The sequence below is a fragment of the Maritimimonas sp. 2210JD6-3 genome (assembly GCF_056591795.1).
On sequence record NZ_JBWQOJ010000098.1, the window covers coordinates 1 to 611 of the forward strand.

Sequence of the window (611 nt, forward strand, 5' to 3'; positions counted from 1 at the left end):
GCAGTAATTTGAGAATGACAAACTTTACAACTGAAAAAGACAAATTATTATCGGAGTTAGATTCTGAAATTAAGCTAAATCCTGAAAATGGAATCTTGAAATCATTAAGTCGGAATTTAAACTCATACCAATCAGTTTCTGAACTAAATGGAACTTTAAGCAGAATTGTTGTAGATAGTCTTGGTTTTGAATTTAAAATCGGAGAAAAATTAATTGAATTTGAGAACTATTTCTCTGACTTTTCTAACTCAATTCGTTCGACTGAATTGAGACGTTTAGCGAAAAAATTAATTAAGGAAAATACGAGAATTACGTTTTACGGAAAAGCTTGGTCTGAAAGTAAAGCGGATTGGATGTATTTTGACAAAGTGTTTGACTTAAAAAAAATACGGAAAAAATTCACATTTGGAGAAAACATAATTGAGCATCAGAATTTGGACATTAGGTCTGGATTAGAAAGCGGATTTATAGACAAAAACACTAACGAGGGAATAATGGGAAAAATAAAAACTACTGCCAACAATGTATAACCGCAATTACGGCGGATTCGACTGCGTCCGAATCCACCCGGAATTGCTAACACCTGTGCTAAACCGAAAATTAACACATAT

General features: G+C 32.7%; 1 protein-coding gene. It reads left to right on the top strand.

The window, feature by feature from the left end; genetic code table 11:
- Nucleotides 1–530 (top strand): hypothetical protein (locus AC1EUY_RS16130; protein WP_480196579.1); only part of this gene is annotated, 530 nt, incomplete at its 5' end.
- Nucleotides 531–611 lie beyond the last annotated feature (81 nt).